The organism is Nocardioides sp. Soil796, assembly GCF_001429525.1.
Taxonomy (GTDB): domain Bacteria; phylum Actinomycetota; class Actinomycetes; order Propionibacteriales; family Nocardioidaceae; genus Nocardioides.
Genome location: NZ_LMSQ01000021.1, coordinates 59,897 through 66,374 on the forward strand (window position 1 = coordinate 59,897; position 6,478 = coordinate 66,374).

5 protein-coding genes and 1 pseudogene are annotated in these 6,478 nt (G+C 69.9%); 4 read left to right on the forward strand and 2 right to left on the reverse strand.

All coding sequences use genetic code 11. The annotated features are described in order from the left end of the window. Positions 1-19: 19 nt before the first annotated feature. From ASH02_RS23130 to ASH02_RS23140, 3 genes are all read left to right on the forward strand, one after another. Complete coding sequence (locus ASH02_RS23130) at positions 20-1,138, forward strand: Nif3-like dinuclear metal center hexameric protein (protein ID WP_057295536.1); 1,119 nt, start codon at positions 20-22, stop codon at positions 1,136-1,138. Positions 1,139-1,246: 108 nt separating this feature from the next. After that, on the forward strand, positions 1,247-1,957 hold the full coding sequence (locus tag ASH02_RS23135) for a zinc ribbon domain-containing protein (protein WP_442938426.1): 711 nt from the start codon (positions 1,247-1,249) through the stop codon (positions 1,955-1,957). Positions 1,958-1,982: 25 nt separating this feature from the next. Then, on the forward strand, positions 1,983-2,768 hold the full coding sequence (locus ASH02_RS23140) for a histidine phosphatase family protein (protein WP_056891361.1): 786 nt from the start codon (positions 1,983-1,985) through the stop codon (positions 2,766-2,768). Positions 2,769-2,970: 202 nt separating this feature from the next. On the opposite strand, the pseudogene ASH02_RS25795 reads toward ASH02_RS23140, so the two are convergent. After that, positions 2,971-3,651: pseudogene (locus ASH02_RS25795) on the reverse strand (YaaA family protein); the annotation flags it as partial. Between the two features lie 61 nt (positions 3,652-3,712). Here ASH02_RS25795 and ASH02_RS23150 point away from each other — a divergent pair. Continuing rightward, the gene (locus ASH02_RS23150) at positions 3,713-5,161 is read left to right on the forward strand and encodes an RNB domain-containing ribonuclease (protein ID WP_056687669.1); all 1,449 of its coding nucleotides are present in this window, start codon (positions 3,713-3,715) and stop codon (positions 5,159-5,161) included. A 286-nt stretch (positions 5,162-5,447) separates the two neighbouring features. Here the strand turns inward: ASH02_RS23150 and ASH02_RS23155 are convergent. Then, positions 5,448-6,299 (reverse strand): phage major capsid protein (locus tag ASH02_RS23155; protein WP_235539108.1); only part of this gene is annotated, 852 nt, incomplete at its 5' end. Between the last annotated feature and the right edge of the window lie 179 nt (positions 6,300-6,478).

Sequence of the window (6,478 nt, forward strand, 5' to 3'; positions counted from 1 at the left end):
TGCCCATTAACCTGTCGCCATGACGACCCTTGGTGACGTGGTTGAGCTCCTGCACGGTTGGTACCCACCCGGGACCGCCGAGGACTGGGACGCCGTCGGTCTCGTGTACGGCGATCCGGCGGCGACCGTCAAGAAGGTCATGTTCGCGGTCGACCCGACGCCCGAGGTCGCGAAGGAGGCCGTGGCGTGGGGCGCCGACCTGCTCGTCGTACACCACCCTCTGTTCCTCAAGCCGGTGCACGGCTTCGCGGCGACCACCGCGAAGGGCCGCACCCTGGCCACGCTGGCGGCCGGCGGCTGCGCGCTGCTGACCGCCCACACGAACGCAGACCAGGCCGACTCGGGAGTCTCGGAGGTGCTGGCCACCGCACTGGGCCTGAAGGAACTCGCCCCGATCCTCGGCGCCGAGGGGGAGTCGCTCGACAAGCTCGTGGTCTACGTTCCGCACGACGCTGCAGCACCGGTGCGGGCCGCGATCGCCGACGCCGGTGCCGGGTTCATCGGCAACTACGACCACTGCTCCTTCACCACCGAGGGCCAGGGCAGGTTCCGCCCGCTCGAGGGCTCCGACCCGACCATCGGCACCATCGGGGACATCGCGGTCGTCGACGAGCACCGCATCGAGGCAGTGCTGCCACGCCGCCGACGCGGTGAGGTCGTCAACGCGATGCTGGCCAACCACCCCTACGAGTCACCGGCGTACGACGTCACCGAGCTCACCGACCCCGGCCTGGCCACGACCGGCACCGGGCGGGTCGGCGTCATCGAGGAGACCACGCTGCGCGACTTCGCCCAAGTGGTCGCCGAGGCCCTCCCCGAGACCGAGCAGGGCGTGCGCGTCGGCGGTGACCCCGACCGCGTCGTACGACGGGTGGCGGTGTGCGGCGGGGCCGGCGACTTCCTGCTCGATCGACTGGCCGGGAGCGACGTCGACGTCTACGTGACCAGCGACCTGAGGCACCACCCCGCCGCCGAGTTCCTCGAGAAGGACGGGCCGGCGCTGATCGACGTGGCGCACTGGGCCGCGGAGTCCACGTGGCTGCCGGTGGTCCGGGCGCGGCTGGCCGAGGCGCTGGGGGATACGGTGGACTCCCGGGTGAGCGAGGTCCGCACGGACCCCTGGACCTTCCGCATCTGAACCAACGCCCTCTGATACGCACGCATTTCACACGCCAAGCGCCGACGACGTCGTACCGCCCGCACCTAGGAGCCTCCGCTGAAAGCCGATCCGTCCTCCCAACTGAAGCTGCTCGACGTAGCCGCACTCGATGCGCGGGTGGCCCAGCTGCGCCACCAGGTGTCTTCCATGCCGGAGATCAAGGAGATCGCGGCCATCGAGTCCACCCAGCGTGCGCTCAACAACCGGGTCCGCGACGCCCGCATCCTGGTAGACGACCTCACCCGTGAGCAGAAGAAGGCCGACCTCGACGTCGAGCAGGTCAAGACCCGGCGCGAGCGCGACCGCTCCCGTGTGGAGCAGGGGTTGATCACCAACCCCAAGGACCTGCAGCGGATGAACCACGAGCTCGAGTCCCTCGAACGCCGCATCTCCACCCTGGAGGACGAAGAGCTCGAGGTGATGGAGAAGCTCGAGGAGGCGCAGGCCGAGCTGGTCCGGGCCGAGCGCGAGGAGACCGACGTGGTGGCCAAGCTGGTCACCCTGTCCGAGGCTCGCGACACCAAGTCCACCGAGGTCAACGCATCGCTCGAGGTGCTCGTGGCCGACCGTGCCGCAGCCATCGACGGGCTCCCCGACGACCTGCTCGCCCTCTACGAGCGGATCCGCGAGAAGCAGGGCGTCGGTGCCGCTGAGCTCCGCGCCCGCCAGTGCGGCGGCTGCAACATGAAGCTCAATGCCGCGGACCTCGGCGTGATCGCCAAGGCCCCCGCCGACGAGGTCGTGCGCTGCGAGGAGTGCTCGCGGATCCTGGTGCGCACCGCCGAGTCCGGTCTGTGAGGCGCCGGTCCGTGGGGTCTGGCCGGTGAGTGACCAGCTTCCGGGGACCGGGCCTGCCGACTCCCTGATCGAGGAGATCGAGGACCCGGCCTCCGATGCGCCCGCCTCCGACGATGCCGGACACCGCGGCTGGTCGCACCCGGGTGGTCCGCCGACGACGGTGATCCTGGTGCGCCACGGCGTCACCCCGCACACGGTCGACAAGCGCTTCTCCGGCGGCCTGGCCAGCTCCAACCCGGGCCTCAGCGACCTGGGCCGCGAGCAGGTCCGGGCGACGGCCGAGTGGCTGGAACCGCTGGCCGGTGACATCGCCGCCGTGGTCGCCTCGCCGGTACGACGCACGCGTGAGTCGGCGGAGATCGTCGCCGAGGTGCTGGGGCGTGACATCGAGGAGGAGCACGGTTTTGCCGAGATGGAGTTCGGCACCTGGGACGGCCTGACCTTCGCCGAGGTGGCCGAGAGGCACAAGGACGAGATGGACGCCTGGCTGGGTTCGCTCGACGTCGCCCCCGGTGGCGGGGAGTCGTTCCGCCAGGTGGAGGAGCGGGTGCTCGCCGCCCTCGACCGGCTGATCGCGAACCACGGAGGCAAGACCGTCGTCGTGGTCAGCCACGTGACGCCGATCAAGACCCTGGTCGCCCACGTGGTCGGCGCGCCTCTCGAGGCGGTCTACCGCATGGAGCTGACCCCGGCCTCGGTGACGGTGCTGTCGTTCTTCGACGGCGGCCCCGACGGCGCCGAGCGGATGGCATCCATGCGGCTCTACAACGCGCGTCCCGGCGCCGAGGTGCTCCCGCCCTCACGCCTCTGACCGGCGCTCGGACGAGCGCGTCAGATCTCGTCGACGACCACGTCGAGCTGCACACCCTTGGCGCCGGGTGCGGACTCCTCGACCTTCCAACCGAGGTCCGCAGCAGATCGGCGAAGGCCCCCGGAGTCCGCGGGTTGCCGCCGTCCTCCAGCACCGCGCGGACGATGCGGCCCTTGGTCGCCTTGTTGAAGTGGCTGACCACCTTGCGGGTGCCGTTGTGCTCGTGGAGCACGCGGACGGTCGCCACGCGCTTCGCGAGGTCGCGGGACGGCCTCCAGAACGCGGCGTACATGCCGGACCGCAGGTCGACCAGCAGGCCTGACCCGAGGGCGTCGAGCACCGTCGGCTCGAGGTTCTCGCGCCAGAACCCTGCCACAGAGCCAAGTTGGGGGAGTACGGCGTCGCCCGAGAGGCGGTACGCCGGGATCGCGTCGCCCGGCCGGACCAGTCCGAAGAGGGACGACATGATGCCCACCCGTGACGTTGCGCGACGCCTGGCCGCGGTCGAGAGGCTGGCGAAGTCGAGGGCGTCGTAGAGCACGCCGGTGTAGATGCGGTCGGCGCGGGCAGTGTGCGCCGTACGCAGGCCGGCGTTGAGCGCGACCAGGTCGAGCTGCGTGGCGCCGAGGCCGAGGGTGGCGGCGGCCCGCTCGACGAGCAGGCCGTTCTGCACCGGGGTGGCCGGATCCTGTCCGTCGGCACACAGGGAGACCAGGGCGTCGAGGACCTGCTCGCGTGCGGAGGTGAGCGACGGGGAGCCGAGGGAGGCGAGGTCAAGGGCCTTGCCGCGTCGCGGCGCGGTCTTGCCCTCACTGGGCGGAAGCAGGATCAGCACCCGCACAGCGTAGGGAATCACGCCCGATTGCGCCGTAACGCCGGTCACCGGGGCTCTCGCGACCGCGTCACGTCCCTTTCCAGACTCTTCGGATGGCTAGGGTGGCCACATGCCGAGCAGAGTTGTGAGAGTCCGGTCCACCCACGACGGCGTCGCCGCCCAGAGCCTCCGTGAGGGCATCGCGGCGATCCAGGCGGAGATGCATGTCTCTGCGGAGTTCCCGCCCGAGGTCGAGAAGGCGGCGGCCGAGGCCGCGGCCAACCCGCGCCTGCCCGAGCTGGACAAGACGGCGATCCCGTTCATCACCATCGACCCCGAGAGCGCGATGGACCTCGACCAGGCCCTCCACATCGAGCGTGACGGCGACGGCTACCGCGTGTTCTACGCGATCGCCGACCTGGCCGCGTTCATCACGCCCGGCGACCCGGTCGACGTCGAGGCCAACCGACGCGGCGAGACGTTGTACGGCGCGGACTCCAAGATCCCGTTGCACCCGAAGGTGATCTCCGAGGACGCCGGGTCCCTGCTGCCCGACCAGGTGCGGCCCGCCCTGCTCTGGACGATCGACGTCGACAAGACCGGCGAGGGCACCAAGGTCGAGGTGGTCCGGGCCACGGTGAAGTCGCGCGCGAAGCTCAACTACGCCGACGTCCAGAAGTCGATCGACGACGGGAGCGCCGACGAGGTCTTCGGCCTGCTCAAGGAGGTGGGCGAGCTCCGGCTCGAGCGTGAAGCCGCGCGTGGCGGCGTGTCCCTTCCCCTGCCTGAGCAGGAGATCGACATCGACGGCGACCAGTGGCGGCTCGAGTTCCGCGCCCAGCACCCGGTCGAGCAGTGGAACGCGCAGATCTCGCTGCTCACCGGCATGGCCGCCGCGTCGTTGATGGTCTACGCCCGGGTCGGCCTGCTGCGCACGCTGCCTCCCGCGGACCCGCGCGACGTCAAGCGGCTGCACCGCACCGCCAAGGCCCTCAAGATCGAGTGGCCCGCCGAGCTCGAGTACCCCGAGTTCATCCGCAGCCTCGACCCGACCAAGCCCAACCACGCGGCCATGGTGGTGGCCTGCACCTCCCTGCTGCGCGGCAGCGGGTACGTCGGCTTCAACGGCGAGCTGCCCGCCCAGCCGCGGCACTCGGCGATCGCGTCGGAGTACGCCCACGTCACCGCGCCGCTGCGCCGGCTCGTCGACCGGTACGCCGGCGAGATCTGTGTCGCGCTGTGCGCCGACGAGGAGGTGCCGGCCTGGGTGATCGAGAAGCTGACCGAGGTGCCCGAGACGATGCGTGACTCGGGCCGGATCGCCAACCAGTACGAGAATGCCGTGTTGAACCTCGTGGAGGCCGCCGTACTCCAGCCACGCGTGGGGGAGTCCTTCGACGCCGTAGTGGTCGAGATCGACGACAAGGACGACCACAAGGGCGACATCACCGTGCAGGATCCGGCGATCGAGGCGAGCGTCACCTCGTCGTCCGGCGCGCTGCCGCTCGGCGAGCAGGTGTCGGTCAAGCTCGAGTCCGTGGACCTGAAGTCCCGGTCGATCCGGTTCGTCACCGGCTGAGCCGCCACAGGGTGGTGCCTGGTGGGCGGACGGGCTGGCTCATAGGCCGGGTTGTAGCCCCGCAGGGGTGGCTACCGTTGGCTATGTGTGACAGATGGCCTCTGACCTGCGGAAACGCCATGAAGCACCGTTGGCAATAGTTGGGCGCTTGTGGCTGTCTTGCGGATTTTTTGCGGACCCGCGCCGGACACTGAATGGCGTCGCAACGGCCCCCGCACACAGGGCAGGTGCAGGGGCCGTCGCAATTCGCGGCACGCTCGAACGNCCCGTACCGCGAAACCGTGGGCTACGCAGCAGTGAGCGTCAGCCGTGCGATCCCAGCAGGCCGCTTGACCGCCAGCGCCGCGCGCGTCTCACACCGCGCAATCACTGTGTTCCTAGAAAATCCCGAAGCCGAGTTGTACTCCACCCGAGTCTCACCATCGGTGGCAAGCACCACGGCGCTGGGGTCCACCAGCCAGCCAGTGCCCGCTGCGACGGACGGTGCGAGCACGACAGGCTGCCCCCACAGCCGCCGTGCTGCGGCATCCACGGGCGCACCCTGCCGGGACAGCACGTACTCACCGGAGTCCAACGAGGCCGTCTCAATGGCCTCCCAGTCGGCCAAGCCGAGGACGTAGAACGGTTCGCCGTCCGCGTTGGTCGCGCCCAGTGCCATCAGGGCACTGATCGCCGACCGGGCGGTGCGGATCGGGTCGGTGTTGAACGGCTGCACCACGATCCCACTGGTGTTGGCGAGGCCGGTCAGGTTGGGGTCCACGCCGTTGCCGTTGATGATCTGGTCCTCCAGCGCCACCCCGAGGCCGTACCGCAGTTCGGCGTCCAGGAACGCCTGCAGTTTCTGGTCGTCCTCAAGCCAATACCGGGGCACTTCCTCTGAGACGTGAGCAACCACGGACAGTTCGTCGTGCACGTCGATCAGGCCGTACTGGCTGACAGGCTTCTCCGTACCAGGTGTGACGGGGGCGGCATTGTTGTCCCGGCTGGTCTGGCGAAGATACGAGAAGCCGGGGCCGTCGCTGATCGTCATGGCCGGGATCGCGGCCAGCAGCGACGCCAGCGGCATACCCATCGCCACCGGGTCAGCCAGAGTGGTGGTGGCACCCACGACGGTGCCAGAGGGCAGCAGCGCCTTGGANGGGCGGCGAGGCCGTTGAAGGAGAGGTGCCCGAGGCTGCCAGGGGCAGGGCCTTCGCGGAGCACGTTGGCAAGGCGCTTGCGGAGGTGGTCGCTGGCATCGGCGTCGGTGGCGGCGTCGGCTGCCTTCACCTTGTCGAGGGCGTCGCGGACGGCTGCCCGCTCGTCGTTGGTCATGGA